This window comes from Luteibacter sp. 9135, from assembly GCF_000745005.1.
In the GTDB taxonomy this organism is placed as follows: Bacteria; Pseudomonadota; Gammaproteobacteria; order Xanthomonadales; family Rhodanobacteraceae; genus Luteibacter.
This window is the reverse complement of sequence record NZ_JQNB01000001.1, coordinates 4,275,362-4,298,126: the sequence shown is the minus strand read 5'-3', so window position 1 is coordinate 4,298,126 and position 22,765 is coordinate 4,275,362. Positions and strand designations below refer to the sequence as shown.

Sequence of the window (22,765 nt, the reverse complement as noted above, 5' to 3'; positions counted from 1 at the left end):
CGCGGCAAATGCAACGGCGCGCGTGGCGTCGACCGTCACGTGGCACCTGTATAGTATTTCGTCCCTTCAGGAGGAAACCGGGCGCTTCGCCGCGCCGACCCATGTTCGCATTCGACTGGCTTGCCGACCCTTCGGCCTGGGCGGGTCTTCTCACGTTGATCGTGCTGGAGATCGTGCTCGGTATCGACAACCTCGTCTTTGTCGCGATCCTCGCCGACAAGCTTCCCGCCCGCCAGCGCGACCACGCGCGGCTGATGGGCCTGGGCCTCGCGCTGGTCATGCGCCTGTGCCTGCTGGCCGCCATGTCCTGGCTGGTGACGCTGACGACGCCCCTGTTCAACTGGAACGGCTTCGGCCTGTCCTGGCGCGACCTGATCCTGGTGATCGGCGGCGGCTTCCTGTTGTTCAAGGCCACGCTGGAGCTGCACGAGCGCCTGGAGGCCGACGACGACGACGGTGGCAAGTCCGGTCGTCGCGCCAGCTTCTGGCTGGTGGTGGCGCAGATCGTCATCCTCGACGCGGTTTTCTCGCTGGATTCGGTGATCACCGCCGTGGGCATGGTGGATCACCTGTCGATCATGATGGTCGGCGTGGTGGTGGCCATGGCCCTGATGATCACCGCCAGCAAGCCGCTGACCGCGTTCGTCAATGCGCGTCCGACGGTGGTGATCCTCTGCCTGTCCTTCCTGTTGATGATCGGCTTCAGCCTCATCGCCGAGGGCTTCGGCTTCCACATACCCAAGGGCTACCTGTACGCGGCCATCGGCTTCTCGATCATGATCGAGGTGTTCAACCAGACGATGCGGCGCAACCGCCACCGCTCGCTGCTGGTCGGCGGCCGCGCCATGCGCGACCGCACCGCCAAGGCCGTGCTGCGCCTGCTCGGCGGCCGCTCCGACGACGAGCCGGACAACGGCAAGAACGACACCGGCGTCGAAGCCGCGGACACGCCGGTGTTCGGCAAGGACGAGCTGGAGATGGTGCAGGGCGTGCTCGACCTCTCCCAGCGTCCGGTGCGCTCCATCATGACGCCGCGCACGGAGATCGTCTGGGTGGACCCCGGCGAGGACCTGACCACGCTGCTGACGGAAGCACGCGAGTCGGCGCACCACTGGATGCTGGTAGCCGAGGGCGACCTCGACCAACTGGTGGGCGTGGTGTCCTCACGCGACCTGCTGGCCAGCCTGGCCGATCACGGCCGCCTGGAAACCTCGCACTTCGTGCGCAAGCCGATCACGGTGCTGGAATCGCTGAGCGTGCTGCGCCTGATCGACGAGTTCCGCCGCGCGCCGCTGCAGATGGCACTGGTGGTGGACGAATACGGCAGCATCCTCGGCCTGGTCACCCCCGCCGACGTGCTGGAAGTGATCGCCGGCGAATTCCCCGACGAGAGCCGCGAAGGCGACCCCTCGGCGGTCAGCGAGCCCGACGGCGCCTGGTTGCTGGACGCCAGCCTGGATGTACGCCGCGTGGAGCACCTGCTGGGCCACCGCCTGCCGGGCTCGGCCGACGGCAATTTCTCCACGCTGGCGGGCTTCGTGCTGTCCCAGCTGGGCCGCCTGCCAGCGGCAGGCGATCGCTTCGATGTCGATGGTTTCGACTTCGAGGTGACCGCCATGGACGGCGCCCGCATCCAGCGCGTGCGCGTGCTGTCGCTGCCGCGGGACGAGGCCTGAGAGGCCTCAGCCCGCCGCGGCGGCGTCGTCCACCGGCGGCGACGCGTTGTTCTCCATGATGGCCATGCCCATGCCGCCGGCGGCCATCAGCATGAGTGCCGCCCAGGCGATCATCGACACGAGGTAGCCCGGGCCGCGGCGCGAGGCGTCGCGCACATAGGCCACCGCGTACCACACGCGCCCGACCAGCCAGACGATACCGGCGATGCCGGCCCACAGCGGATCCACGTACTGGGCCGCCAGCCACAGCGCCGGGATGAACATCACAGCGTTCTCCAGCGTGTTCATCTGCACGCGCCAGGCGCGCTCGAACGCGGGATCGCCCGAAATGGACGGCGCCTTGATGCCATAGCGTTTGCGTGCATGGCCTACCGTCCATACCGTGTAGAACATGAGCAGCAGGGTGAGCAGGGTGACGACGGCGGGTAGCTGGCTGGTCATGAAGCGATCCGTAGGCTGAATGACCTGCGAGTCTACCGGCAACCGTCCATGCGATCATGCCGACCGCGTCTCGCTGGAGGCGCCCCATGGGAGGAGACACCGCATGCTTTGGCAAAAAGGTCGTAGAAGCGACAACGTGGAAGACGCCGGTCGCGGCAGCGGCGGCGGTGGCGGCTTCGGCGGCCGGGGCCTGGGCATCGGCGGCATCATCCTGCTGGCCATCATCGGCATGGTGTTCTTCAAGGACCCCACCGCGCTCCTGGGTGGGCAGGGCGATCCGGGCGCGACCTCCGGACAGCAGACGCAGCAGCAGTCGGCGCAACCGGTGGATGACGCCGCGGCCTCCGCCGATCCGCAGAAGGACTTCGTGCGCGCCATCCTGGGCGAGACGGAGGACACCTGGGGGGCGATCTTCGCCGCGAAGGGACAGCAGTACGAGCGGCCCACGCTGGTCCTGTTCCGCGACGGCGTGCGCACGGCCTGCGGTTCCGCCTCGTCCGCGGTCGGCCCGTTCTACTGCCCGTCCGATCACAAGGTGTATCTCGACCTCGGTTTCTTCCAGACCATGCAGCAGCGGTTCCATGAGACAGGCGACTTCGCCCGTGCCTACGTCATCGCGCACGAGGTCGGCCACCACGTGCAGAACCTGACCGGCGTGTTCGACAAGGTCGACGGCGCCAAGCGTCGTGGCGCCGCGGTGGAAGGCGCCACCGGTCTGTCGGTGCGTCAGGAGCTCCAGGCCGACTGCTACGCCGGCGTCTGGGCCAATCATTCCGATCAGCGGCAGAAGTGGTTGCAGGCCGGCGATATCGAGTCGGCGATCAACGCGGCCACCGCCATCGGCGACGACACCTTGCAGGAACAGGCGCAGGGTCGCGTCGTGCCCGATTCGTTCACCCATGGCACCTCCGCGCAGCGCGTGCACTGGTTCAAGACCGGCCTGGCCTCGGGCGATATGGCCCAGTGCGACACGTTCGCCGGCCCGCTCTGACCGCCTCCGCATGACGCATCCCTGCCTGCGCTGCGGCGCGTGCTGCGCCACGTATCGCGTGGCGTTCCACTGGATGGAAACCGACCTTGCCGGCGGCATCGTGCCGTCGGCGCTGACGGAGCACCTCGATCCGCACAGGGTGAACATGCACGGCACCAATGCATACGAGCCACGGTGCCGGTCGCTGGTCGGCGAGGTGGGCGTGGCGGCCCATTGCGGTATCTACGCTGTCCGTCCCTCCCCGTGTCACGACCTGCAGCCCGCTTGGGAAAACGGACAGCCTAGCCCGCAGTGCGACAAGGCAAGGCTGAAGCACGGGATGGTGCCGTTGACGCCTGCGGATTTCGCGTAGCGCGTCAACGGTGCACCTCAACGGTCGACCGAGGCTTTTCCCTCCGTCTCCGCGGGTGTTTCGGCCACGTGCGCCATCAGCCCCGTGCGATCCGGCACGAGATGATCGGCCAGTACATGACGGTCCGGGTAGTCGCCACCGTTCTGGGTACGAAAGGCGATAGGTGCGTCGTCGAATAGCCCCTCCACCCGCCTGCGCCATGCCGCAGCGGCTTCGGCCATCGCCGCGGCGTCGATGGCGGCGGCGCCGTAGACGGCGAACGTGGGCAATACCTGCATCCCCGGGAAAAACAGTGTCCCGTGGGTAATGGGAAAGAGCAGCTGGTCCAGCGGACCATTGATACCGCGAGGGGAGTAGTCGATCGCCGGGCCGCCCACGGCGACGGCCAGCAGCGCACGCTTGCCGGCAAAGCCGCCATCGCCGTATCGGAAAGCGTTGCCGGCCTCCCGATAGCCATACGCGAGCCCGTAGGCCCACACCCGATCCACCCAGCCCTTCATGATCGCCGGCATGCTGAACCACCACAGCGGAAAGTGCAGGATCACCGCATCGGCTTCCTGCAGCTTGTGTTGCTCGGCTTGCACGTCGGCCGTCTGGCACGCCTGCGCGAACGCATGCCGCGACTCGTCGATGAAGGAAAGCCGATCCCGCTGCACTCGCTCGGGAAAGTCCTGCGCGTCGAAGACGGCCTTCCATCCCATGGCATACAGATCGGATCGCATCACCTCGTGCCCCCGCGCTTGCAGTACCTCGTGCGAGATGTCGGCCAGCTGGTGCGTCGCGGAGGTGGGTTCGGGGTGTGCATGGACGAGCAGGACTTTCATGGTCGGGATTCCTTCGCTGAAGCAGGAAAGACTGAAGGCCGTTCACTCATAGTGGAAATGAATTTACGCTATCGTAGGTATTGCCATGAACAATGCCTTGCGACGTCTGGACCTGAACCTGCTGGTCACGCTGGATGCCTTGCTGGTCGAGCACAGCGTGACCCGTGCCGCCGCGCGCCTGCATCTCTCGCAACCATCGGTGAGCGTGCAGCTCGCCCGATTGCGGGAGATTTTCGACGACCCCCTGCTGTTACCGGGCCCGCGCGGCATGCGGCCGACCGCACGCGCGGACGAATTGCGTGAGCCGCTCCGGCTGGCCCTGGCCGCGCTCGAACAGGCCGTGGCGCCGGCCCGCCCGTTCGATCCGGCCCGGTCCGACCGGACCTGGCGTATCGCCGCCTTCGACTACAGCGAGTTCACCGTTTTGTTGCCCGCGCTGGCCGAACTGCGCGCGACCGCGCCGGCCATACGGCTTGCCGTGACCCAGAGCGCGCCGGCGCAGGTCGCCCGCCGGGCCGAGCAAGGTGACATCGACCTTGCCTTCCTCATCGGCAGCGAAGCCTCGCCTGACCTGCGTTGCAGGCCGCTGTTCACCGAGCGCTACGTATTGGCGGGCCGTGCCGACCATCCCCAGCTGAAACGGTGCCCGACGCTGGCGCAGTTCTGCAAGCTCGACCAGGTGATCGTGTCGCCGGATGGGGGCGGCTTCCAGGGCGCGACCGACGCGGTGCTGGCCGAGCGTGGCATGCACCGTCGTGTCGTCCTGTCGGTGCCGCATTTCCTGTTCATGAGCGCCGTGCTGGCGAGTACCGACCTGGTGGCGATGGTGCCGTCGCGTCTGGTACGCGATAACGCAATGCTTCGGGTCGTCGAGCCGCCCGTGGATGTGCCCGGCTTCGACATGCTGATGCTCTGGCCCGAGCGGGTCCACCGCGATCCGGGGCATCAGTGGTTGCGGGAGCGTATTGCTGGATCGGTGTGAGTTCGGCATCGCGTTTGGCCTCGGGCCGCGGAGCAGGAGCCGGCGGGTGCCGCCCTCGGGGCCACGCCTTCGGCGACCCGTTGAGGAAAGGCCGCTGGCGCTGCCGTGTATCTGGTTCGCGCACATCGTGCGCTCCTACGCGCGGCCGTCTATTTATTGCCCTACGGGCCGGGTCGGGCTTCGAACGGGGGTTTTCGACTCGACATCCTGTCTCGCGAAAACGGCCGGCCGTCCTGGCCGGCCCCCTTCGGGCCTGATCCGTTCGAATCCCTCGCCTGCGGCTACTGGCCACGAGGGTGGTACCCGCCGGCTCTTGCTCCAACGCACAAGGCCCAACGCGATGCCGAAGGCGAGCCCACACAGAAACCCGCAACAAAAAAAGGCCCCGTTTCCGGGGCCTCTTCACATCGATCAGGAATCGCGTTTCTTGCGTGGCGGCTTGCCACCGCTGGGGCCACCGCTGGGGCGGTTGCCCGAGGGGCGGAAGTTGCCGCGCGACGGCGGACGCGATGCGCCGCCCGGGCCACCGGCACCGGTGCCACCGCTGCCGCTCTGCGGCGATTCCTTGCCGTCCCACTCGGCGATCTTCAGCTGCTGCTGAGCCACCCACACCTTTTTCAGGTGCGTGAAGGTCTCAGCGGGCATGCCGTCCGGCAGGTCGATCAGGCTGTAATCGTCGCGGATGCTGACGCGGCCGATGAACTTGGCTTCCACGCCGCCCTCGTTGGCGATGGCGCCGACGATGTTGCCGGGCTTCACGCCGTGCTCGTGGCCCACTTCAATGCGGTACGTGCGCTTGCCCGCTTCCGTGGTGTGCGGACGCGGCTGGCGCATACCTTCGCGGACCGGGCGCCGGTCGCTGAAGTCACTGCCACCACCTTCACGCGGACCGCGATCACGGTCGAAGTCTCGCTGCGGACGCTCGCGATCGAAATCACGCGGCGGGCGCTCGGTGTACTCGCGCTTGGCCGGCGGCTCGAGCAGCAGTGGCTGGTCGCCCTGGGCGATCTTGGCCAGCGCGGCGGCGATCTCGATCGCCGGCACGTTGTGCTCCTGCTCGAACTTCTCGACCATCTGCTGGAAGAAGCCGAGGTCGCCCGTGGCCAGCGTGTCGGAGATCTTCTGGTTGAACTTGTTGACCCGCGTGTCGTTCACCGCCTCGATGGTCGGCAACTGCATCTGCTCGATCGGCTGGCGCGTGGCGCGCTCGATCTGGCGGAGCAGGTTCTTCTCGCGCGGCGTGACGAACAGGATCGCCTCGCCGCTGCGACCGGCACGACCGGTGCGGCCGATGCGGTGCACGTACGACTCGGTGTCGTGCGGGATGTCGTAGTTCAGCACGTGGCTGATCCGTTCGACATCGAGGCCGCGCGCGGCGACGTCGGTGGCGATGAGGATATCGAGCTTGCCGGTCTTCAGCTGGTCGATCACGCGCTCACGCTGGGCCTGCGCGATGTCGCCGTTGATCGCCGCGGCGGCGAAACCGCGCGCCTGCAGCTTGCTGGCGAGTTCTTCCGTCGCCGACTTGGTGCGGGCGAAGACGATCATGGCGTCGAAGCTCTCGGCCTCGAGGATGCGGGTGAGCGCGTCCAGCTTGTGCACGCCGCTGACCCACCAGTAACGCTGGCGGATGTTGGCCGCGGTGGTGGTCTTGTTCTTGATCGTGACTTCGACAGGGTCTTTCAGGTAGGTCTGCGCGATGCGGCGGATGGGCGCCGGCATGGTCGCGGAGAACAGTGCCACCTGGCGACCTTCCGGCGTGGCCTGCAGGAGCTTTTCGACATCGTCGATGAAGCCCATGCGGAGCATTTCGTCGGCTTCGTCCAGCACCAGGAAGCGCAGCGCGGAAAGATCCAGAGTGCCCTTGTCGAGGTGGTCGATGACACGACCGGGCGTACCGACCAGGACCTGGGCGCCGCGCTTCAGGCCCTGCAGCTGCGGGCCGTAGCTCTGACCGCCGTAAATCGGCAGCACCTGGAAGCCGGGCAGGTAGGTAGCGTACTTCTGGAACGCCTCGGCCACCTGGATGGCCAACTCGCGCGTGGGGGCGAGCACCAGCGCCTGCGGCTTGTTGCCGGCGCGCAGGTCCAGGCGCGATAGCACGGGCAGCGCGAACGCGGCCGTCTTGCCGGTACCGGTCTGTGCCTGGCCGATGACATCGCGGCCTTCGAGCAGGGCCGGGATGGTGGCGGCCTGGATGGGAGAGGGGGTCTCGTAACCTACCTCGGTCAGCGCGCGCACGACGTTGGCGTCGAGAGCGAGCGCGCTGAAACCGGGCAGGGCCGGAGCGTTGTCTGTTTCGGGGGATGACATGGCGACCTCGAAGAGGGGGCGCGACGGCGACATTCGCGCGCCGGCAGTAGCGTTATTGTAGCAGCGATGGACGCTGTTCGTTGTGGTGTGTGGCCACTTGTCACGCCAGCGTTACACTTCCCGGTCAGCTTTCAGATAGGAGAAGGGCATGTCGGCAGTTGAAACGGTGTCCGAACAGCGGTGCTTCGGTGGCGTCCAGGGCTTCTATTCCCACATATCCGACGCATGCGGCGGCCCCATGCGCTTCGCCGTCTACCTGCCTCCTGCCGCCGAACACGGGCCGGTGCCGGTCCTGTACTTTCTTGCGGGGCTGACCTGCACGGCGGAAACGTTTACTACCAAGGCCGGTGCGCAGCGCGTGGCCGCGGAACTGGGCATCGCGCTGGTCATGCCCGATACCAGCCCGCGTGAGACGGGTCTGCCCGGTGCCACCGGCGACTGGGAGTTCGGTGAGGGCGCGGGCTTCTATCTCGACGCTACCGAAGAGCCGTGGGCCTCGCGGTTCCGCATGTATACCTACGTGGTCGATGAACTGCCGCGCGTGCTTTCGGAGCGGTTCGCCCTGGATATGGGCCGTCAGGGCATCTTCGGCCACTCGATGGGCGGGCATGGTGCATTGACGGTCGCACTGCGCAATCCCGGGCGATATCGCTCGGTGTCCGCGTTCGCGCCCATCGTCGCGCCGGCCAGTGTGCCGTGGGGTGAAAAGGCCTTTCCGCGCTACCTGGGCGGCGATCGCAAGGCCTGGGCGAAGTACGACGCCACGGCGCTCGTGACCGCGGGCGCGCGCTTCGACGGTCGGATACTGATCGACCAGGGCGAGGCCGATGGTTTCCTGGTCGGCCAGTTGCAGCCGCAGCGTTTCGAAGCCGCTTGCGAAGACGCGGGCCAGAAGCTCGAACTGCGCATGCACCCCGGTTACGACCACAGTTACTACTTCATCCAGAGTTTCGTCGAGGATCACCTGCGCCACCATGCGAAAGCCTTGTCCGCATGAACGAGCCGATCCGGATGCGCACCGCGCGCACGGTGATCCGATTGCTCGATGTGGAGGATGCTGCGCTATTGCGCACCTATCGCGTGGAAAATCGCGAACACCTCGCACCGTGGGAACCGTTGCGCAGCGACGCCCATTACACGATGGACGCGTGCCGCGCCGCCATCGAGGCTGGCGGGGAAGCGGCGCGTGCCGACCGCGGGTACCCGTTCGCGATACTCACGCCGGATGCGTCCGACATGATCGGCAGCTTCACCTTCGCCAATGTGGTGCGTGGCGTGTTCCAGGCCTGTCACCTCGGTTACGGCATCGCGCGGAAATACGAGGGGCAGGGGCTGATGTTCGAAGCGCTGGATGCGGCGGTCCGCTACGGGTTCGGCCCTCTGGACTTCCATCGCATCATGGCCAACCACATGCCGCGTAACGAGCGCAGTGGCCGATTGCTGGCGCGGCTGGGCTTCGAGAAGGAAGGTTACGCGCGGCGCTACCTGAAGATCGACGGCGTGTGGGAGGACCATGTCCTCACCGCCAGGATACGAAGCCAGGGCTGACGTCAGCCCTGAAACACGATGGGCCGCCCGGGCGAGTTGCCCGGGCGGCCCATCGATCACGCCGCAGCGTGGCAGCGATGCTTACGCGTTGCTGCTGGCCGGACGGCCACCGCGACCCTGGCGACGACGCTTGTGGTTGCCGGTGTTTTCACCGGTACCGGCAGGCGAATGCCCATGCGGGCGATGCGACGACGGGCGACCGCCACCGTTGCCGCCACCGGCGCCCTGGCGCGACTGGCCGTTGCCGCTTGCGGCACGACCCTGACCACCGCCACCGGAACCCGGTGCGCGCGGCTGGCGCTGCTGGCCGCCACCCTGCTTCGGACGCGGTGCACCGGCATCCAGGCGCAGCGGGGTGCTGGGCTCGTAACCGGCCACGTTGACGATTTCCAGGTCGGACTTGAGCAGGCGACCGATGTCGCGCAACAGGCCGGACTCGTCATGGCTGACCAGCGAAATGGCCTCACCCGTGGAGCCGGCGCGGCCGGTACGACCGATGCGGTGCACGTAGTCTTCCGCGACCATGGGCAGGTCGAAGTTGATCACCACCGGCAGCTGGTCGATGTCGATACCGCGTGCGGCGATGTCCGTGGCGACCAGCACGGTGATGCGGTTGGTCTTGAAGTCGGACAGCGCGCGGGTGCGGGCGTTCTGGCTCTTGTTGCCGTGGATGGCTGCCGACTTGATGCCCGACTGCTCCAGGTGGCGCACGAGCTTGTCGGCGCCGTGCTTGGTGCGGCTGAACACCAGGGTCTGGCGGCGGCTGTCCTGCGACAGAATGTGTAGCAGCAGGTCGCGCTTCTTGGCGGCGTCCACCGGATGCACGCGGTGCGTGACGGTGTTGGCGACCGTGTTGGCCGGCTCGGTGGAGATCTCGCGCGGGTTGCGCATGAACTGCTGGGCCAGGGCCTTGATCTCGGGCGCGAACGTGGCCGAGAACAGCAGCGTCTGGCGCTCCTTCGGCACGGCGGCCAGGATGCGCTTCAACGCGGGCAGGAAGCCCATGTCGAGCATGCGGTCGGCTTCGTCCAGCACCAGCACGTCGACCTTGGACAGGTTCACGGAACGCTGCTGCATGTGGTCGAGCAGGCGGCCCGGCGTGGCCACCACGATGTCGACGCCACGACGCAGCGCGTGCAGCTGGTTGCCCATGCCGACGCCGCCGAAGATGACGGTGCTGGAAAGGGGCAAGTACTTGCCGTAGTCGCGCAGGTTGTCCTGCACCTGGGCGGCCAGCTCACGGGTAGGGGTGAGGATCAGCGCGCGGATGGGGCGCGCCTTCTCGCCGCGCACTTCGTTGGCGATGCGCTGCAGCAAGGGAAGGGCGAACGCGGCGGTCTTGCCGGTGCCGGTCTGCGCGGCGGCCATGAGGTCGTGGCCGGCGATGACCTGCGGGATGGCGGCGGCCTGGATCGGCGTCGGTTTTTCGTAGCCGGCTTCGGAAAGGGCACGCAGCAACGCGGGCGCAAGGCCCAGCGAATCAAAAGACATGGGGTGGAGCTCCTGCTTGACTCGAGCGTTCCCTGGAACCGCGCTACGAGTTATGGATTGGCGGCCGCTAACCATGACGAAGACAGCAGGCTGGCCGGTGTCGAGCGCGCTTCCGGGGGTGGGGGAACGGGCGGGAGAAAACTCCGCGCCGGGGGTCCGCAAGGGAGTCGGAGCGCTTCTCGACCGGGTGAGTATACCTTATTGCGACGCACAATGGGCGTCGCCCGGGTCAACCCTGGCGGGAGGCCGTCATCAGGTAGCTGTTGTAGGGCGTGCGGCCGAACAGCGGGCGGAAGTCGACCCGGATGCCGCGCGGCTCCAGCACGTCGCGGATATCCGATTCCGTCGGGAAATACTGCGCGCCGCCGGGAATCCAGCCGACCGCATGGATGAACTTCTCTTCCAGCACCGTGGCCCGGTAGCGCCAGGTGCCGTCGCGGATGACATTGCGCAGGATCAGCACGCCGTCGTCGGCCAAGTGGTCCACCGCGAAGCCGAGCAGGTCGACCTGGCGCTCACGGGGCAGGTAGTGCAGCACGTCCAGCATGGCCACGTGCCCGCGCAGCGGCTGGGAGGCCGTGGCGTCCGCCTCGTGCAGCGCGATGCTCGCGGTCAGCCCGGCGCGCTCCGCGGCCTCGCGCCCCATGGCGATCTTGCGCGGATCGTGGTCGATGCCGACGTAACCCTCGAGCACATCGCACGCGTGCAGGTAGTGCCCCAGCAGGCCCAGCCCGCAGCCGATATCCAGCAACGGCAGCGGCCGACCGCGAATCGCCTGCGCGGCGGCGGCGTATACCGGATCGCTGGCCAGCTTGCCGTGGATGTAGATACGGTCGCCGTAGCGGCTGAAGCGCGAGGCGATGCGGCGGCGGGTCCGGGTGTCGGGATGCATGGCGTCTCCGTCCGTGAAAAAAACGCCGGGCACGCGAGGTGCCCGGCGGGAAGCGCTAGTGCTGGGGCGTCGGGCTCTTGCTCATGTAGGCCTCGTACTCGCTTTTGTCCACCTTGCCGTCATGGTTGGTGTCGGCCTCCTGGATATGGGCGCGCAGGGTCTTGAGGGCCTCGACATCCTTGGGCATGTCCTTGCGCGTGATGTAGCCCTTGCCGTCCTTGTCTAGGTCGCTGAAGGCCGGTGCCGCATGGGCGTCGTCGCCGGCCTGCGGTGCGGCTGCGGGGTGCGCGGAAACGGCGCCGGCGGCCAGGGCCGTGACCAGGCCGATCGAAACGATGAAACGCGAGTGCTTCATGAATCCCTCCGTCGATGGTGCATCGAGACCGATGCGGGCAGTGGACGATGCCCCGGCGCATGTGCAGGTCGTGTACTTCACCGGTAAACCATCGGCTCCGGCCCGCACCTCGCACCCAGGTCATCGCGGCCAGTCTAGCGGGCAGGGCGCCGGCCTGCCTGTCGATCCGATGCGCTGTGCTAGCCTCGGCGCCGCCCCGGAGTCTTGAGGAAATTCTGATGCCACTTCCCGCCGCGCTCCGCGAACTGGACGCCACCCAGCGCCATACGGTGCTGGCCAGTTTCCTCGGCTGGACCCTGGACGCCTTCGACTACTTCCTGCTGACCTTCGTGATCCTGGCCGTGGCACACGAGTTCAACGTGCCCAAGCAGGAGGTCACCTATGGCCTGTTCCTTACGCTGGCCGCCCGGCCCATCGGTGCGCTGGTCTTCGGCCGGCTCGCGGACCGCTACGGTCGTCGCCCCGTACTGATGTTCGACATCGTGCTGTTCTCGGTGCTGGAGGTGGCCTGCGCCTTCGCGCCCAGCCTCGGCGTCCTGCTGGGCCTGCGCTTCCTTTTCGGCATCGCCATGGGCGGGGAGTGGGGCATCGGCGCGTCGCTGGCCATGGAGTCCATCCCGGCGCGCTCGCGAGGTCTCGTATCGGGCCTGTTGCAGAGTGGCTATCCCTGCGGATTTTTCCTTGCGGCGCTGGTCAACTGGCTGCTGGTCGATCACATCGGCTGGCGCGGCCTGTTCATCGTCGGCGCGCTGCCAGCGTTCCTCGTGCTGTATATCCGCCGCAAGGTGCCCGAATCCCCCGTGTGGGAGGGACGCCGGTCGCAAGCGCGCGAGGGTGTCTTCGCCGCCATGCGCGGCCACTGGAAGCTGTTCATCTACCTCATGCTGCTGATGGCGGCGTTCAACATGTTCAGCCACGGCTCGCAGGACATGTACCCCACCTTCGTGCAGGAGACACTGAAGATTCCCGCCGGCTCGGGCACTGCTTTCCTGCTCACCGCGTTGCTCAACCTGGGTGCCCTGGTGGGTGGCCTGACCTTCGGTTCGCTGTCGGAGCGGATCGGCCGGCGACGGGCGATCATCATCGCGGCGGTGCTGGCGATCCCGGTGATCCCGCTATGGACCTATGGCGGCTCGTTGCTGCTGCTGGGCCTGGGCGCCTTCCTGATCCAGGTGATGGTCCAGGGGGCCTGGGGCGTGGTGCCCACCCACCTCAACGAACTGTCGCCCGATGCCGTTCGCGGCACCTTGCCCGGCTTCGCCTACCAGATGGGCAACCTGCTGGCCGCCATCACTGCGACCGCGCAGACCTGGCTGGCGGGACAGCGGGGTGGCGACTTCGCCTTCGCCATGTCCACCTGGATCGCCGTGGTGGCGGTGCTGCTGGCCCTGCTGACCTGGCTGGGCCCCGAGGCACGGGGCGTCGGCTTCGGCGGCAAGGTCGGTCCGCGTGACGACGGCCGTCCCGGCCGGTAAACTGCCGCGTTTTCCTCCGGTAGAAACCAACATGCAGGCTGGCAAGGACAAGGTCATCTCGTTCCACTACACGCTTACCGTCGACGGCGAGAAGGTCGAAAGCTCGATCGAGGGCGGCGAGCCGTTGTGGATCCTGCTGGGCCATGGCCAGCTGATCCCGGGCCTGGAAGCCGGGCTCGAGGGCAAGTCGGAAGGCGATGCGTTCGATATCGAGATCTCGCCCGAGAACGGTTACGGTCCGCGCCAGGAAGGCATGACCCAGCGCGTGCCCAAGAAGTATTTCCCGAAGCAGGGCAAGGGCCTGGCCGTCGGCGATTCCACGGTGCTGTCGCTGAAGGAAGGCGGCAACCGCGTGGTGGTGGTGCAGAAGATCGGCTCCAGCGTGGTCGATGTGGACCTCAACCACCCCATGGCCGGCAAGAGCCTGACCTTCCATGTCGACGTGCAGACCGTGCGCGACGCGACGGAGGAAGAAATCGCCCATGGCCACGCCCACCCCAAGGGTGATGGCGAGCACTGAGCCCCCGGGGCACAGGCATAAAAAAACGGCGCCCCATGGGGCGCCGTTTTGTTTTCCGGCCATCGAGCCGCCGGGCTGACGCTTAGGCCAGCGCTTTGCCGTTGACCGACACGTCCACGTCCACATTGCCGCGGGTGGCGTGCGAGTAGGGGCAGACATCTTCGTGCGCGGTTTTGACGATCTCCTGGGCCACGGCGTCGTCGACGCCCGGCAGGGTCACCTCGAGCTTGACCTGCACGGCAAAGCCGGAACCTTCACGTGGACCGATACCGACGCTGCTGGCCACCGAGGCGCCATCCACCTTGACCTTCTTCTGTCCAGCGACGAAGCGCACGGCGCCTTCGAAGCATGCGGCGTAGCCCGCGGCGAAGAGCTGCTCGGGGTTGCTGCCGCCGCCGTTGCCGCCCATTTCCTTCGGCAGGCGCAGGTCGAGCTTGATCAGGCCATCGTCGCTTTCGACATGGCCTTCGCGGCCGCCGGCGACCTTGGCATGGGCGGTGTAGACGATCTTCTGCACTTTCGAGAGGTTGCTCATGGCGTTGTCCTTTGACGTGTCAGGGGAGGGAGGGCCGGGCAGGCCGACCACGACGTTTATAAGAGCACACAATTAAATCGCGCACAATTCAAAAGGCGTGACGATGTCGGGTCTGTTGTGTTTCGTTCAGTTGAGGACGCGCCGTCCGTAGACGAAATTCTGCTTCCAGTACGAACCGTCCAGGTCGTCCAGGCGCACGGTGCCGCCGGAGTTGGGCGCATGCACGAAGCGGCCCTTGCCGACATACACGCCCACATGGGTCACGTGGCCGCGCCCGAAGAACACCAGATCGCCACTGGCCAGGCTGGATTCGTCGACCTTGGGCTTGTCCAGCGCGGCCATCTCCTGCGATGTACGAGGCAAACGTAGCCCCGTGGATGTCAGGTAGATGTAATTGATCAGGCCGCTGCAATCGAACCCGCCCTGGGGGGTGTTGCCGCCCCAGCGGTAGGGCGTGCCGACCAGACCGATGGCACGGAACAGCACATCGTTGGCGGCATCGGCGGGTGGCGCATCCGCGGCTCGCGTCGACCACTCCAGGTTCTTTGCCAGCGGGACGGCCGATGCGGGATTGCGCTGCTGCGAGGAGGACCGCTTGGGCGGGGCGCTACCGCAGGCAGCGATCAGGCTCATGCCCACGGCTAGCGTCAGCCGCCCGAACAGGCGCCACGGACGACAGGATGGGGGCAAGGCAGGCACCACGGATCGTTCCCCTAGGAGGATAGGCGGACATGAGCTTAACAAATCAAGGGGTTGCACGGAACACCTGCCAAACCGCACGAATTTATCTCACGGACAGGCTGGCGCTCACTCGCGATCTTCACCGGCGGCTGGCTAGCCTCCGGGTTTGACCTGATGGAGCGCCGTATGACCATGGAAGCTTTCGACCTCATCGTCATCGGCGGCGGCTCGGGAGGCCTCGCGACGGCCATCCGGGCGGGGAAACACGGCGCCCGGGTGGCGTTGGTCGAGCCGGTGGAACTCGGTGGCACCTGCGTCAACGCCGGCTGCGTGCCGAAAAAGGCGATGTGGTTCGCGGCGCAGATGGCCGAGGCACAGTGCATCGCGGTGGACTACGGTTTCCACGAAACGCCGGGCCGCCTGGATTGGCCGCGTTTCATCGACCGGCGCAACGCCTACATCGAGCGTATCCATGGCAGCTACCGGCAGTCGCTGGACAAGGCGCACGTCACCCTGGTGCACGAGCGCGCTCGGTTTCTCGCCGCGGACCGCATCCTGGCCGGCGAGCGCGAACTCACCGCGCCGCACATCGTCATCGCCACGGGTTCCACGCCGAACACGCTGGACAAGCCTGGTTTCGATCTCGGTGTCACCTCGGAGGGTTTCTTCCGCCTGCGGGAAAGCCCGAAGCGCACGGCCATCGTCGGCGGCGGTTACATCGCCGTGGAGCTGGCCGGCGTGCTTCGCGCCCTGGGCAGCGAAGTGGACTTATACGTCCGCGGCCGCCTGATGAGCGAGTTCGACGAGGAGATGTCCTACCAGTTGGGCGAGGAGATGCAGAAGCATGGCATCGGCATCCACTACACGTGCCAGATCGACGCGGTGCACGAAAAGGACGGCGTGCTGATGCTTGACTGCGACCGGGGCAACCACCCCGGGCCATACGATCTGCTGGTGTGGGCCGTCGGCCGTCATGCGAATACCCATTCACTCGACATCGACCGTATCGGCGTGCATACGGACGGGCAGGGCCATATCGAGGTCGACGACTTCCAGAACACGTCCGTGCCCGGCGTGTATGCGGTGGGCGACGTGACCCAGCGGCTGGCGCTGACACCGGTGGCCGTCTCGGCGGGGCGCAAGCTGGCCGACCGCCTGTTCGGCGGCAAACCGAACGCGCGGCTGGATTACCGCAACGTGCCCAGCGTGGTGTTCTCGCACCCGCCGCTCGGCACGATCGGCATGTCCGAGCAGCAGGCCCGCGACGCGTACGGCGACGACGTGCAGCTGTACAAGCAGTCGTTCGTGCCCATGCAGCTGGCGCTGGCGCAGCGTCCGATGATGGTGCGGTTCAAGCTGATCTGTGTGGGCGAGGACGCCCGCATCGTCGGCCTGCAGATGCTCGGCCCGGGTGTCGACGAAATCCTCCAGGGCTTTGCCGTGGCGATCAAGATGGGTGCGACCAAGGACGACTTCGACGCCACCCTGGCCATCCATCCCACGTCGGCGGAAGAGATGGTGACCATGGGTGACCGCGTACCCGGTTGAGCGTTTACACTGGCCCCATGATTCCGTACACCCTGCATCGCGGCAACGCGCCGCTCCTGATCAGCCTGCCGCACAACGGCAGCGCCATTCCCGACGACATCGGCGCGCGGATGAAACGCCGCGCCCGACGATCGGTGGATACGGACTGGCACGTGGCCGAGTTGTACGATTTCGCCCGGAACATGGGCGCGAGCATCATCAAGCCGTTCGCCTCGCGCTACGTGGTCGACCTCAACCGTCCGTCGGATGGGCACGCCCTTTACCCGGGCCAGGCCGAAACCGGGCTGGCGCCGCTGGTGATGTTCGACGGCAGCCCGATCTACCGGCCGGGCGCGGAACCGGATGCCGCGGAGATCGCGGACCGTGTCACCCGCTGGTGGAAGCCTTACCACCAGGCCCTGGGCGACGAGATCGCCCGGCTGCGCAAGCAGTTCGGGCGCGTGGTGCTGTGGGAAGGGCACTCCATCCGCAGCCAGGTGCCCATGCTGTTCGAAGGTCGCCTTCCGGATTTCAACCTGGGCACGGCGGATGGCGCCAGTTGCTCGCCCGCGCTGCAGCAGCGCGTGGTCGACCTGCTGCAGGCGCAGGACGAGTACACCTTTGCAGTCAACGGACGCTTCAAGGGCGGCCATATCACGCGTCACTACGGGCGTCCGGACAAGGGCATCGACGCGATCCAGCTGGAGCTGGCGCAGATCAACTACATGGACGAAGACTCGTTCGAATACCTGCCGCGCCAGGCCGCGGGCGTGCAGACGCTGATCGGCGGGATGCTCGAGGCCTGCCTCGTCAGCTGACCACGGCCGCCACGCACTTGAGCTCGATGGCGATGGGCGTGGGCAACGCGGTCACCTCCACGGTGGTCCGGCAGGCATCCACGCCGGCGAACGCTTCCGCGTACAGCCGGTTGTACGTGGCGAAGTCGTCGGCCATGTGGGTGAGGTACACCGTAACGTCCACCAGATCCTCGAAGCGGGCACCGCTGGCCTCGAGCACGGCGCGCACGTTGGCGAACACCTGTCGGCACTGCGCTTCGATGTCGTAGCGAAGCAGCCGTCCATCGGCATCCACGACGTTGCCGGGGATGCTGTTGTCGTCGGGCCGGCGCGGGCCGATGCCGGAGAGGAACAGCAGGGGCCCCACGCGCCGTGCATGGGGATAGGCGCCCACCGGTCCTGGTGCGTTCGCGGTATGGATGCCCTCAGTGCCCATGGTCGATGCAGACATTCCTGGCCTCGGTGAAAAAACGCATGGCTTCCACGCCGCCCTCGCGTCCCATGCCGGATTGCCGGGTGCCGCCGAACGGCGTGCGCAGGTCGCGCAGCATCCAGCAGTTCACCCAGACGATGCCGACATCCAGCCGGGCGGCGACACGATGGGCGCGCGATACGTCGTGGGTCCACACCGAGGCGGCCAGGCCGTAGGGCGTGCCGTTGGCGATCGCCAACGCCTCGTCTTCCGTGTCGAACGGCAGCAGCGTGACCACCGGGCCGAAGATCTCCTCCTGGTTGGCGGCTGCTTCGGCAGGCAATCCTTCGATGACGGTGGGGGCGATGAACCAGCCCGAGGCGCAGCGGCCGGGCACAGCGACGCGATGGCCGCCGCACAGCACCTGCCCGCCATCGGCCCGGGCGCGCTCGATGCACGCCATGACCTTGTCGAAGTGCGCGCGAGAGACGAGTGCGCCCAGGTCGCTGGTGTCATCCGCGGGGTCGCCGACACGCAGGGCCCGGACGCGATCGAGGTAGGCCGCACGGAAACGTTCGTAGATGCCCCGCTGCACCAGCAGGCGCGAACCGCAGAGGCAGATCTCGCCCTGGTTGGCGAACCCGGAACGCACCAGCGTGGCCATGGCCGCGTCGCTGAAGTCGAAATCGTCGAACACCAGCGTGGCGTTCTTGCCGCCCAGTTCCAGCGACGTTTTTTTCAACCGGGCCGCCGCGGCACTGGCGATCGCCGTGCCCGTGCGCGTGCTGCCGGTGAAGGACACCGCCTTGACCGCCTCGTGCGTGACGATGGCTTCGCCCACGCGGGCGCCCGTGCCCTGCACGATGTTGATCACGCCCGGCGGAAAGCCCGCCTCCGTGACCAGCGTGCCCAGCAGCCACGCCGTGTAGGGCGTCACCTCCGACGGCTTGGCCACCACAGTGTTGCCGGCGGCCAGCGCCGGGGCGATCTTCCAGGTGAACAGGTAGAGCGGCAGGTTCCAGGGGCTGATGCAGCCGACCACGCCGAGCGGCAGGCGCAGCGTGTAGTTGATGGCGCCGTGCGCCATGCCGTGCGACTCGCTGCTCCACTGCGTGGCGGCCGCGGCGAAGAAGCGCAGGTTGGCGATGGCGCGGGGAATGTCCAGCGAGCGGGCAAGGGCGACGGGCTTGCCGCTGTCCTGCGATTCCGCGGTGGCGAAGGTATCCAGGCGCACCTGGACCAGGTCGGCCAGACGGGACAGGCAGGCGGCGCGGACGTCGGCCGGTGTCGCGGCCCATCCCGGTGCGGCCCGTTCGGCCGCAGCCACTGCGGCGGCGACGTCGGCGGCATCGGAGTCCGGACAGCTGGCGAACACGGCGCCCGTGGCGGGATCGACCACATCGAGGTAGGCCCCGCCGTGGGGCGCACGCGATGTGCCGTCGATGAAGTTGGCCAGGACGATCATGCGTGCCGTCAGTTCAGGCTGCGCGTGCGCCCGCCATCGACGCTCAGGCTGATGCCGTTGACGTAGCCGGCCGCTGGGCTGGCGAGGAAGGCGATCACCGCCGCCACCTCGGCCGGATCGCCGAAGCGCGCCGCCGGGACACTGGCCAGCAGGCCGCGTTCCACATCCTCACGGCTGCGGCCCGCCTTGCAGCTGGCTTCGACCAGGGCCTCCAGGCGGGGCGTGCGCGTGTAACCCGGCAGCACGTTGTTGACGGTGATGCCTTCGTGCGCCACTTCCGACGACAGGGTCTTGGCCCAGCCCGCCACGGCGGCACGCACCGTGTTGGAAACGCCCAGGTTGGGGATCGGTTCCTTGACCGACGTGGAGATGACATTGACCACGCGCCCGTAGCGTGCGGCACGCATACCCGGCAGGCATGCCCGGGTCACCACCTGCGCGGCCAGCAGGTGCTGGCGGAAGGCGGTGAGGAAGTCGTCGGGGGTGGCGGTCGAGGCTGGCCCCGGCGGCGGGCCCCCGCTGTTGTTCACCACCACGTGCACGGCATGCAGGCCGACGATGCGCGCCACGGCGGCGGCCAACGCGTCGGTATCGAGCATGTCCACGGCGATGGGCTCATGCGACTGGCCGGGCTGACCGGCGGGCAGTTCCCGGGCCAGGGCGGCAAGGGTGTCTGCCGAGCGCGACAGCAGGGTGACGCTGGCGCCCAGTGCCGCCAGTTCGAAGGCGGTGGCGCGGCCTATACCCTGTGACGCGCCACAGACCAGGGCGTGGCGACCGGTGAGGCGAAGATCCATGCGAACTCCCTCGGTGGGATGGCGAGCATCAGCGTTGTTGCGAGGCCCACCACTGTAACGCCATCGCCGCCGCCCAGCACGGCCAGGCCAGCCAGGGTGCACGGCGCCACCAGGCCTGCCAGCGGTTCAGGTCGTCGTCGTTGAAGAGGGCCGGGGCATCCGAGCGCAGTACGCGTCGTATGCGCAGCCAGTTGGCCATGCCGTTGGGCCGGCCGGTGTCGGCTTCCGTGATGGTTTTCCACTGGTCCGGATAGCGGGCGCGGAGGATCGCCGTGAAGCGCCACTGCGCGAGGAAATGGACCAGGAAGAACGCCACGGCGGCCAGCAACAGCGCGAGGTAGAGCATGACCGGGATCGACATGGGTCAGCTGTCCTTGTCTTTCTTCTTGGCCTCGTCGGTGCCCAGCAGGTCGGTGGTGACCACGCTGCGGATCGTCGAGATCACGCCGTTACCCTGCGACGCCTTCGAGCAGACGGCGTTGTTGATCGCCCGCTTGTAGGTGTCGTTCTGCATGCCGAGGAACAACACCCCGTCGGGCCCGTGCGGGATCTTGAAGCTGCCCGCCGAGCTCATCTTCACCGGCGCCTCGGCCGAGAAGCTGCTGGGCGACTGTTCCCAGTAGGTCTGGTCCTTCTGCTGCTTGGCCGACGAATACACCACCATGTAGCGGGCCTTGTCGTCCTCGACCTTGAACTTGCCGAACGCGCCGGTGGTCTCGTTGGTCCAGCCCATGTACTCGCACAGCTGGATGTCCTCGGCGTGCAGCGGCTGGAAGGCGTCGTCCAGCAGCACCACCGTCGGCGCGAACAAGTAGCTGGAGCTGAGCCAGCGCCCGTTGAGCTCGGACTTCATGGCGATCGTGTAGGGCAGCTGGGCGCCGGTGGGCAGGCGGAAGGCCAGGAAGTAGCTGCGGTCGCCATTGAGGTTGGCGACCGGGCTGTCCTTGCTCAGCTCGAAGCGCTGCGGCTGCCAGGGCAGCATGTCCTGGTAGGACAGGTCCGCGAAGCTGCCGCAGCAGGGGGTGGCCGCCTCTAGCGTCTTGCGCGCCGCGTCGATGGCCGCCGTGGTCTTCTCCGGCGGGCGGAAGTTGGGCGGCACGATGGCGCCGATGGTATGGCAGGCGCCGAGGCCGAAGAGGGCCGCGGCGATCAACAGGGGGCGTAGGGCATTTGGGGGCATAGTCTTGGGGAAGCTCGTCAGAACTCGGCGCTTCCTGCGGCACGGGGATAGGGAATGGCGTCGCGGATGTTGGCCAGGCCGCAGACGTACACCAGCAGGCGCTCGAAACCGAGGCCGAAGCCGGCGTGCGGCACTGTGCCGTAGCGGCGCAGGTCGCGATACCAGTTGTAGACGTCTTTATCGAGGCCAAACTGGTCCATGCGGCGATCGAGGTAATCCAGCCGCTCTTCTCGCTGAGCGCCGCCGATGATCTCGCCGATGCCCGGTGCAAGGACGTCCATGGCCGCGACCGTCCTGCCGTCGTCGTTGAGCCGCATGTAGAACGCCTTGATTTCCTCGGGGTAGTTCATGACGACCACGGGACGGCCGATATGTTCCTCGGCGAGGTAACGCTCGTGCTCGGTCTGCAGGTCGATGCCCCAGGCCACCGGGTGCTCGAACTTCTTGCCGCACTTCTGCAGGATATCGACCGCCTCGGTGTACTGGATGCGCTCGAACGGCTTGGCGATGAACGCCTCCAGCCGGGTGATGGCATCGGGCTGCACGCGCTCGGCGAAGAAGGCCATGTCGTCCTGGCGCTCGTCCAGCACCGCCTTGAAGATGCCCTTGAGGAACAGCTCGGCCAGGTCGGCGTTGTCGTCGAGGTTGGCGAAGGCCACCTCCGGCTCGACCATCCAGAACTCCGCCAGGTGGCGGGTGGTGTTCGAGTTCTCGGCGCGGAAGGTGGGTCCGAAGGTGTAGACCTTACTCATGGCCAGGGCGTAGGCCTCGACGTTGAGCTGCCCGGACACTGTAAGGAAGGCCTCGCGACCGAAGAAATCCTTGCGCCAGTCGATACCGCCCTTGTCGTCGCGCGGCAGGTTGGCCAGGTCCAGGGTGGACAGGCGGAACATGTCGCCGGCGCCTTCGGCATCGGACGTGGTGATGATCGGCGTGTTGATCCAGAAGAAGCCCTGCTCGGTCAGCAGCCGGTGGATCGCCGTCATCATGGTGTGGCGCACGCGGGTCACCGCGCCGAACAGGTTGGTGCGCGGGCGCAGGTGGGCCACCTCACGCAGGAACTCCATCGAGTGCTGCTTGGGCTGGATGGGGTAGGTGAGCGGGTTCTCGACGAAACCGGTGACTTCCACCCGCGTGGCCTGGATCTCGAAGGCCTGGCCCTTGCCCTGCGAGGGCACCAGCCGACCGGTGGCGATGACGCCGGCGCCGGCGGAGAGGTGCTTCACCTCGGTCTCGTAGTTGGCGAGATCGGTCGTGGCGACCACTTGGATGGGCGCGAAGCAGGAGCCGTCGCTCACGTTGACGAAGGAGAGGCCACCCTTGGACTCGCGCAGGGTGCGCACCCAGCCGCGGACGGTCACCTCGTGTTCGCCTGCGGCCGTGCCGCCGGCGAGGGCCTGCTTGACGCTTACCACCGTCATCGATTGAAACTCCGGAAAAGGCGCCGCATTTAAGATGGCGCGTAGGACACGACCTTGCATGATAATGTAAGGGTTGGGTGAACGGCACCG

Annotated in this window: 24 protein-coding genes; 10 read left to right on the top strand and 14 right to left on the bottom strand. The window is 67.1% G+C overall.

Annotated features, from left to right (window positions below; all coding sequences use genetic code 11):
- Positions 1-101: 101 nt before the first annotated feature.
- Entirely contained in the window at positions 102-1,676 is a 1,575-nt protein-coding gene (locus FA89_RS18300) for a hemolysin family protein (protein WP_036143042.1), read from the top strand.
- Between the two features lie 6 nt (positions 1,677-1,682).
- Here the strand turns inward: FA89_RS18300 and FA89_RS18295 are convergent, their stop codons facing one another.
- Complete coding sequence (locus FA89_RS18295; protein ID WP_051938952.1) at positions 1,683-2,117, bottom strand: MAPEG family protein; 435 nt, start codon at positions 2,115-2,117, stop codon at positions 1,683-1,685.
- Between the two features lie 103 nt (positions 2,118-2,220).
- On the opposite strand from FA89_RS18295, the gene ypfJ reads away from it, so the two are divergent.
- Positions 2,221-3,108, top strand: coding sequence for a KPN_02809 family neutral zinc metallopeptidase (gene ypfJ, locus FA89_RS18290; RefSeq protein WP_036143041.1), 888 nt, complete (start codon positions 2,221-2,223; stop codon positions 3,106-3,108).
- 10 nt (positions 3,109-3,118) lie between these two features.
- Positions 3,119-3,460, top strand: a complete 342-nt coding sequence (locus FA89_RS18285) for a YkgJ family cysteine cluster protein (RefSeq protein WP_036143039.1) — start codon at positions 3,119-3,121, stop codon at positions 3,458-3,460.
- 17 nt (positions 3,461-3,477) lie between these two features.
- On the opposite strand, the gene FA89_RS18280 is transcribed toward FA89_RS18285, so the two are convergent.
- Complete coding sequence (locus tag FA89_RS18280; protein WP_036143037.1) at positions 3,478-4,284, bottom strand: NAD(P)H-dependent oxidoreductase; 807 nt, start codon at positions 4,282-4,284, stop codon at positions 3,478-3,480.
- An 85-nt stretch (positions 4,285-4,369) separates the two neighbouring features.
- Between FA89_RS18280 and FA89_RS18275 the strand changes: the two genes are divergently transcribed.
- Positions 4,370-5,266 carry a LysR family transcriptional regulator gene (locus FA89_RS18275; protein ID WP_036143035.1) on the top strand — a complete coding sequence of 299 codons (897 nt, stop codon included), beginning with the start codon at positions 4,370-4,372 and terminating at the stop codon, positions 5,264-5,266.
- 411 nt (positions 5,267-5,677) lie between these two features.
- On the opposite strand, the gene FA89_RS18270 is transcribed toward FA89_RS18275, so the two are convergent.
- Positions 5,678-7,579, bottom strand: coding sequence for a DEAD/DEAH box helicase (locus tag FA89_RS18270; RefSeq protein WP_036144797.1), 1,902 nt, complete (start codon positions 7,577-7,579; stop codon positions 5,678-5,680).
- Between the two features lie 148 nt (positions 7,580-7,727).
- Between FA89_RS18270 and fghA the strand changes: the two genes are divergently transcribed.
- Positions 7,728-8,576: an S-formylglutathione hydrolase gene (fghA, locus tag FA89_RS18265; RefSeq protein ID WP_036143034.1), complete on the top strand. Its 849-nt coding sequence runs from the start codon at positions 7,728-7,730 to the stop codon at positions 8,574-8,576.
- Entirely contained in the window at positions 8,573-9,127 is a 555-nt protein-coding gene (gene rimJ / locus FA89_RS18260) for a ribosomal protein S5-alanine N-acetyltransferase (protein WP_036143033.1), read from the top strand. Before fghA ends, rimJ begins: the two co-directional genes overlap by 4 nt.
- Positions 9,128-9,208: 81 nt before the next feature.
- Here rimJ and FA89_RS18255 read toward each other — a convergent pair whose 3' ends face one another.
- The 3 genes from FA89_RS18255 to FA89_RS18245 form a co-directional block, all read right to left on the bottom strand.
- The gene (locus tag FA89_RS18255) at positions 9,209-10,618 is read right to left on the bottom strand and encodes a DEAD/DEAH box helicase (protein WP_036143031.1); all 1,410 of its coding nucleotides are present in this window, start codon (positions 10,616-10,618) and stop codon (positions 9,209-9,211) included.
- Positions 10,619-10,847: 229 nt separating this feature from the next.
- A complete protein-coding gene (locus tag FA89_RS18250) occupies positions 10,848-11,510 on the bottom strand; it encodes a class I SAM-dependent methyltransferase (RefSeq protein WP_036143029.1) in 663 nt (220 codons plus the stop codon).
- A gap of 55 nt (positions 11,511-11,565) precedes the next feature.
- Positions 11,566-11,865: an EF-hand domain-containing protein gene (locus tag FA89_RS18245; RefSeq protein ID WP_036143027.1), complete on the bottom strand. Its 300-nt coding sequence runs from the start codon at positions 11,863-11,865 to the stop codon at positions 11,566-11,568.
- A 218-nt stretch (positions 11,866-12,083) separates the two neighbouring features.
- Between FA89_RS18245 and FA89_RS18240 the strand changes: the two genes are divergently transcribed.
- Both FA89_RS18240 and FA89_RS18235 read left to right on the top strand, forming a co-directional pair.
- Positions 12,084-13,340, top strand: a complete 1,257-nt coding sequence (locus FA89_RS18240) for an MFS transporter (protein ID WP_051938950.1) — start codon at positions 12,084-12,086, stop codon at positions 13,338-13,340.
- 31 nt (positions 13,341-13,371) lie between these two features.
- Entirely contained in the window at positions 13,372-13,860 is a 489-nt protein-coding gene (locus FA89_RS18235; RefSeq protein WP_036144792.1) for an FKBP-type peptidyl-prolyl cis-trans isomerase, read from the top strand.
- An 82-nt stretch (positions 13,861-13,942) separates the two neighbouring features.
- Here the strand turns inward: FA89_RS18235 and FA89_RS18230 are convergent, their stop codons facing one another.
- Complete coding sequence (locus FA89_RS18230; RefSeq protein ID WP_036143022.1) at positions 13,943-14,395, bottom strand: organic hydroperoxide resistance protein; 453 nt, start codon at positions 14,393-14,395, stop codon at positions 13,943-13,945.
- Between the two features lie 126 nt (positions 14,396-14,521).
- Positions 14,522-15,028, bottom strand: a complete 507-nt coding sequence (locus FA89_RS18225; protein WP_051938949.1) for a C40 family peptidase — start codon at positions 15,026-15,028, stop codon at positions 14,522-14,524.
- Between the two features lie 234 nt (positions 15,029-15,262).
- Here FA89_RS18225 and gorA point away from each other — a divergent pair, with 234 nt between their 5' ends.
- Positions 15,263-16,624 carry a glutathione-disulfide reductase gene (gorA, locus tag FA89_RS18220; protein WP_221174343.1) on the top strand — a complete coding sequence of 454 codons (1,362 nt, stop codon included), beginning with the start codon at positions 15,263-15,265 and terminating at the stop codon, positions 16,622-16,624.
- Between the two features lie 17 nt (positions 16,625-16,641).
- Positions 16,642-17,421 (top strand): N-formylglutamate deformylase, encoded by a 780-nt coding sequence (gene hutG / locus FA89_RS18215; RefSeq protein WP_036143020.1) that lies wholly within the window; start codon positions 16,642-16,644, stop codon positions 17,419-17,421.
- On the opposite strand, the gene FA89_RS18210 is transcribed toward hutG, so the two are convergent.
- The 6 genes from FA89_RS18210 to asnS are packed head-to-tail and all read right to left on the bottom strand — an operon-like array spanning position 17,414 to position 22,675.
- Positions 17,414-17,851, bottom strand: coding sequence for a RidA family protein (locus FA89_RS18210; protein ID WP_441295043.1), 438 nt, complete (start codon positions 17,849-17,851; stop codon positions 17,414-17,416). The genes hutG and FA89_RS18210 overlap by 8 nt on opposite strands.
- Positions 17,826-19,277 carry an aldehyde dehydrogenase gene (locus FA89_RS18205; protein ID WP_036143014.1) on the bottom strand — a complete coding sequence of 484 codons (1,452 nt, stop codon included), beginning with the start codon at positions 19,275-19,277 and terminating at the stop codon, positions 17,826-17,828. Before FA89_RS18205 ends, FA89_RS18210 begins: the two co-directional genes overlap by 26 nt.
- 8 nt (positions 19,278-19,285) lie before the next feature.
- Positions 19,286-20,074 carry an SDR family oxidoreductase gene (locus FA89_RS18200; protein ID WP_036143012.1) on the bottom strand — a complete coding sequence of 263 codons (789 nt, stop codon included), beginning with the start codon at positions 20,072-20,074 and terminating at the stop codon, positions 19,286-19,288.
- A 28-nt stretch (positions 20,075-20,102) separates the two neighbouring features.
- Entirely contained in the window at positions 20,103-20,435 is a 333-nt protein-coding gene (locus tag FA89_RS18195) for a hypothetical protein (protein ID WP_036143009.1), read from the bottom strand.
- Positions 20,436-20,438: 3 nt separating this feature from the next.
- Positions 20,439-21,254: a MalM family protein gene (locus FA89_RS18190; RefSeq protein ID WP_036143006.1), complete on the bottom strand. Its 816-nt coding sequence runs from the start codon at positions 21,252-21,254 to the stop codon at positions 20,439-20,441.
- A gap of 17 nt (positions 21,255-21,271) precedes the next feature.
- The gene (gene asnS, locus FA89_RS18185) at positions 21,272-22,675 is read right to left on the bottom strand and encodes an asparagine--tRNA ligase (RefSeq protein ID WP_036143004.1); all 1,404 of its coding nucleotides are present in this window, start codon (positions 22,673-22,675) and stop codon (positions 21,272-21,274) included.
- Positions 22,676-22,765: the final 90 nt, after the last annotated feature.

Excerpts from the sequence above, each read along its gene's own strand:
- FA89_RS18275 (WP_036143035.1), top strand. The coding sequence starts at position 4,370 with ATGAACAATGCCTTGCGACGTCTGGACCTGAACCTGCTGGTCACGCTG.
- FA89_RS18190 (WP_036143006.1), bottom strand. The coding sequence starts at position 21,254 with ATGCCCCCAAATGCCCTACGCCCCCTGTTGATCGCCGCGGCCCTCTTC.
- FA89_RS18210 (WP_441295043.1), bottom strand. The coding sequence starts at position 17,851 with ATGTCTGCATCGACCATGGGCACTGAGGGCATCCATACCGCGAACGCA.
- FA89_RS18280 (WP_036143037.1), bottom strand. The coding sequence starts at position 4,284 with ATGAAAGTCCTGCTCGTCCATGCACACCCCGAACCCACCTCCGCGACG.
- FA89_RS18200 (WP_036143012.1), bottom strand. The coding sequence starts at position 20,074 with ATGGATCTTCGCCTCACCGGTCGCCACGCCCTGGTCTGTGGCGCGTCA.
- ypfJ (WP_036143041.1), top strand. The coding sequence starts at position 2,221 with ATGCTTTGGCAAAAAGGTCGTAGAAGCGACAACGTGGAAGACGCCGGT.
- gorA (WP_221174343.1), top strand. The coding sequence starts at position 15,263 with ATGACCATGGAAGCTTTCGACCTCATCGTCATCGGCGGCGGCTCGGGA.
- FA89_RS18235 (WP_036144792.1), top strand. The coding sequence starts at position 13,372 with ATGCAGGCTGGCAAGGACAAGGTCATCTCGTTCCACTACACGCTTACC.
- fghA (WP_036143034.1), top strand. The coding sequence starts at position 7,728 with ATGTCGGCAGTTGAAACGGTGTCCGAACAGCGGTGCTTCGGTGGCGTC.
- FA89_RS18255 (WP_036143031.1), bottom strand. The coding sequence starts at position 10,618 with ATGTCTTTTGATTCGCTGGGCCTTGCGCCCGCGTTGCTGCGTGCCCTT.
- FA89_RS18230 (WP_036143022.1), bottom strand. The coding sequence starts at position 14,395 with ATGAGCAACCTCTCGAAAGTGCAGAAGATCGTCTACACCGCCCATGCC.
- FA89_RS18250 (WP_036143029.1), bottom strand. The coding sequence starts at position 11,510 with ATGCATCCCGACACCCGGACCCGCCGCCGCATCGCCTCGCGCTTCAGC.
- FA89_RS18205 (WP_036143014.1), bottom strand. The coding sequence starts at position 19,277 with ATGATCGTCCTGGCCAACTTCATCGACGGCACATCGCGTGCGCCCCAC.
- FA89_RS18295 (WP_051938952.1), bottom strand. The coding sequence starts at position 2,117 with ATGACCAGCCAGCTACCCGCCGTCGTCACCCTGCTCACCCTGCTGCTC.
- FA89_RS18240 (WP_051938950.1), top strand. The coding sequence starts at position 12,084 with ATGCCACTTCCCGCCGCGCTCCGCGAACTGGACGCCACCCAGCGCCAT.
- FA89_RS18225 (WP_051938949.1), bottom strand. The coding sequence starts at position 15,028 with ATGAGCCTGATCGCTGCCTGCGGTAGCGCCCCGCCCAAGCGGTCCTCC.
- rimJ (WP_036143033.1), top strand. The coding sequence starts at position 8,573 with ATGAACGAGCCGATCCGGATGCGCACCGCGCGCACGGTGATCCGATTG.
- FA89_RS18285 (WP_036143039.1), top strand. The coding sequence starts at position 3,119 with ATGACGCATCCCTGCCTGCGCTGCGGCGCGTGCTGCGCCACGTATCGC.
- hutG (WP_036143020.1), top strand. The coding sequence starts at position 16,642 with ATGATTCCGTACACCCTGCATCGCGGCAACGCGCCGCTCCTGATCAGC.
- asnS (WP_036143004.1), bottom strand. The coding sequence starts at position 22,675 with ATGACGGTGGTAAGCGTCAAGCAGGCCCTCGCCGGCGGCACGGCCGCA.
- FA89_RS18195 (WP_036143009.1), bottom strand. The coding sequence starts at position 20,435 with ATGTCGATCCCGGTCATGCTCTACCTCGCGCTGTTGCTGGCCGCCGTG.
- FA89_RS18245 (WP_036143027.1), bottom strand. The coding sequence starts at position 11,865 with ATGAAGCACTCGCGTTTCATCGTTTCGATCGGCCTGGTCACGGCCCTG.
- FA89_RS18300 (WP_036143042.1), top strand. The coding sequence starts at position 102 with ATGTTCGCATTCGACTGGCTTGCCGACCCTTCGGCCTGGGCGGGTCTT.
- FA89_RS18270 (WP_036144797.1), bottom strand. The coding sequence starts at position 7,579 with ATGTCATCCCCCGAAACAGACAACGCTCCGGCCCTGCCCGGTTTCAGC.